At 38.1% G+C, this 2,873-nt stretch carries 5 protein-coding genes; 1 reads left to right on the plus strand and 4 read right to left on the minus strand.

Annotation, left to right across the window (positions count from 1 at the left end; all coding sequences use genetic code 11):
• On the plus strand, positions 1–717 hold a 717-nt coding region (gene glyQ / locus C6H22_RS08420; protein WP_104694816.1), incomplete at its 5' end, for a glycine--tRNA ligase subunit alpha.
• A gap of 14 nt (positions 718–731) precedes the next feature.
• Here the strand turns inward: glyQ and C6H22_RS08425 are convergent.
• From C6H22_RS08425 to C6H22_RS09205, 4 genes are all read right to left on the minus strand, one after another.
• Positions 732–1,484, minus strand: coding sequence for an FkbM family methyltransferase (locus C6H22_RS08425; RefSeq protein WP_104694817.1), 753 nt, complete (start codon positions 1,482–1,484; stop codon positions 732–734).
• A gap of 239 nt (positions 1,485–1,723) precedes the next feature.
• Positions 1,724–1,849 (minus strand): hypothetical protein, encoded by a 126-nt coding sequence (locus C6H22_RS09060; protein WP_267892043.1) that lies wholly within the window; start codon positions 1,847–1,849, stop codon positions 1,724–1,726.
• 41 nt (positions 1,850–1,890) lie between these two features.
• A complete protein-coding gene (locus tag C6H22_RS08430; protein ID WP_104694818.1) occupies positions 1,891–2,466 on the minus strand; it encodes a flavin reductase family protein in 576 nt (191 codons plus the stop codon).
• A 5-nt stretch (positions 2,467–2,471) separates the two neighbouring features.
• Positions 2,472–2,873: glycosyltransferase family 9 protein (locus C6H22_RS09205; protein WP_233707107.1), on the minus strand; the 402-nt coding region annotated here is incomplete at its 5' end.

Below are 2,873 nucleotides of genomic sequence, written 5' to 3' on the forward strand. Positions count from 1 at the left end.
TCTAGGCGTCCTACAGATGGCCGATATGGGGAAAATCCAAACCGCTTGGGGAGTTATTATCAGTTTCAAGTGCTTATCAAGCCAAACCCAAGCAATATCCAAGAATTATATTTACAAAGCTTAGAGGCTTTGGGGTTGGATTTGCAAAAGCATGATGTGCGTTTTGTGGAGGATAATTGGGAATCCCCAACACTTGGCGCTTGGGGGCTTGGATGGGAAGTATGGCTTGATGGTATGGAGGTTACGCAATTTACCTATTTTCAGCAAGTAGGGGGGTTGCCTTGCGAGCCTGTGGCGGTGGAGATTACCTATGGTGTGGAGCGGTTGGCGATGTATATCCAAGGCGTGGAAAATGTGTTTGATATTTTGTGGGGTGTGGATTCACAAGGGCAAAATGTCTATTATCGTAATGTGCACAAAGAGGGTGAATATGAGTTTAGCAAGTATCATTTTGAAGTGGCTGATGTTGCAAAACTTTTTAGTTTTTTTGAACAAGCCAAAGAGGAAGCCACACATTGTTTAGAAGCACAACTCCCACTCCCAGCCTATGATTATACAATGCTTGCAAGTCATTTTTTTAATATTCTTGATGCGCGCAAGGCAATTTCTGTGGCACAGCGACAAAATTATATTTTACAGATTCGCGATCTTGCCAAGGGTTGTGCGGTGCTATATAAAGAACAAGAGGCTATGCGAGATGAACGCATACAAAGCTAAGTCATAGAGTGATGTTATTCTATGACTTCACAAAAGAGCGCACATTCATCTACGATACTATGATCTATGGGCTTTATAATTTTAAAGCTATATCCTAAATTCCAAGATTCTATCATAGGTTTAATCTCAAAAAAATCGCTTGCTTGATGATAAATACTAATAAGCATTGCAGGTTTTTGCTCTGTGATTGTTTGTTTTGCTCCTTTTAAAAACTCTTGTTCAAAGCCTTCAATATCGACTTTGATAAATCCAACTTCTAGATTATGCTCATACACAAAAGAATCTAGTGTAATGACTTCTACACTTTCATGATTATTGACATAATTATTATTGAAGATCATACTAGAACCTCCAAGATTTGTGTGGTTGATACTAATTTGTGCTTGTGAAGGTTCTGATCCTAGAGCTTTTTTGACTGGGATAATCCGCGTTGCATTATTGAGTTTAATGGTTTGGAGCAAAAACTCATAATTCTTATTTGTTGGTTCAAAGGCATAAATATTCTTATCTGTATATTTTTGAAAAACCAAGGCACTATCCCCTATACATGCACCTACATCTATAATATCTTTATTTTTTATGTTTGTTAGTGTGCAAAGTTCAAAATCTTTTAGATTATGTTCATGCCACAACACGCTAATTTCAAAGAAATAAGTAGGTAGCAAATAGTTTTTATATACGTAAAGTGTGGGGGAGAGTTGATGAATGTTTGGATAAAATTCTGTTGCTATACGGTAAAGTTCTTGAAATTCTTTTTCGGTGAGCATATTCCAAGTTTTTCTGTGGAGTAAATGTGTTGCACGTAAACGAGAGATAATTGTTGTGATCGTTTCAATACTTTTTGTATCCAAGCCTTGACAAAGATTAAGAATTTTAATGTCAATGTTTTTGTCAGTAGTTATATCTTTAGCGAGTTGCGGATATGAATACAGTCCAGGGTCTTTGATGCATTGGAGGGTTTGATATAGACTTTTTTCAAAAATTTTATAACTAATAAAAGCTTCTGCTACCCCCCCCCCCCATTTTTGTAGCCTAAAAAAATTTTTTCCCGAGTTAGGATAGGGTATCCAAAAAAATTCAGTGAGATTCTAGACCACTGCCCTAAACAAGAGTTTCGTGAGATTGATAACATGTAAATTCTCCTTAATTTTAAAAAATTAGTTGCATTATATCTTACAAATCCTTTAAAACCTTAAAATCATTTCCGGTGCGTGCGAGTGCTTCAAATACCAAACGCAAATCTTGTGTAGATTCACTAATACACCTCTCATCTACAAAGCACTGCTTGAGTTCAAGCAAAAGCGTATCTGTTGTGCTTTGAAAATCCCATATATCATAAAAATCACATAAAAACGCACATTGGGCATTGCTAGGCACTGGTGGATAGTTGCTATGGATACTTTTGAGACTTATGCCAAGCTCACTTGCCTCGCTTATGCCTCGTGCAAACTCTTCAGAGCATTGTTGCAGGTGCAAATAATCCTGCGGGCTTGGGATTGTGATGGTTGCGCATTTGTGGGTTTTGGCATTATAGAGTGTGTCTTTTATCGTATCATCGCTTTTTTTCATCACACACACGCTTAGAATCGTGGGTTCTAAACTCACAGGCGCAAAAAAACTAAAAGGTGCGAGATTGATACTACCATTATCATTTATCGTGCTAATCCACGCAATAGGACGCGGTATAAGGCATTGGCTTAAGATTTTGAAATTTTGGAGTGGTGTGTTTGGTGAGAAATCAAAAAGCATAATATCTATTCCTTAGGGAGTTGTAGCATTGTGAGTGCGATTGCAAAAACTTCATCTGGTGTGATAGATTTCATGCAGAGGTGATGTTTGAGTGGGCAAGTGCGTTTTTTACACGGCGCACATTCTAAATGTTTGCTAAGGATAGTGATAGTATCAGCCGTGAGCGTTGTATATGTAGTGATATCTTTTGGTGTCGGGTATGGTGTAGAATCTAGTGCGTGTGGTATCATCGCTTGTGAGGGCAAGAAAAATTCTTGTGCTATTGGGAGATTCCATGGACAAGTATCTGCGGTATCCGTAGATCCAAAAATAGCTATCGTAGGAGTTTGAAGCGCGGCAGCGATGTGCATAGGACCACTATCATTGGTAATAAAGAGATCAAGTGCCTTAATGCTATCAATAAGCTC

Origin of the sequence: Helicobacter equorum (genome assembly GCF_900198655.1) — a bacterium.
Taxonomy (GTDB): Bacteria; Campylobacterota; Campylobacteria; order Campylobacterales; family Helicobacteraceae; genus Helicobacter_F; species Helicobacter_F equorum.

Excerpts from the sequence above, each read along its gene's own strand:
- C6H22_RS08425 (WP_104694817.1), bottom strand. The coding sequence starts at position 1,484 with ATGCTCACCGAAAAAGAATTTCAAGAACTTTACCGTATAGCAACAGAA.
- C6H22_RS09060 (WP_267892043.1), bottom strand. The coding sequence starts at position 1,849 with ATGTTATCAATCTCACGAAACTCTTGTTTAGGGCAGTGGTCTAGAATC.
- C6H22_RS08430 (WP_104694818.1), bottom strand. The coding sequence starts at position 2,466 with ATGCTTTTTGATTTCTCACCAAACACACCACTCCAAAATTTCAAAATC.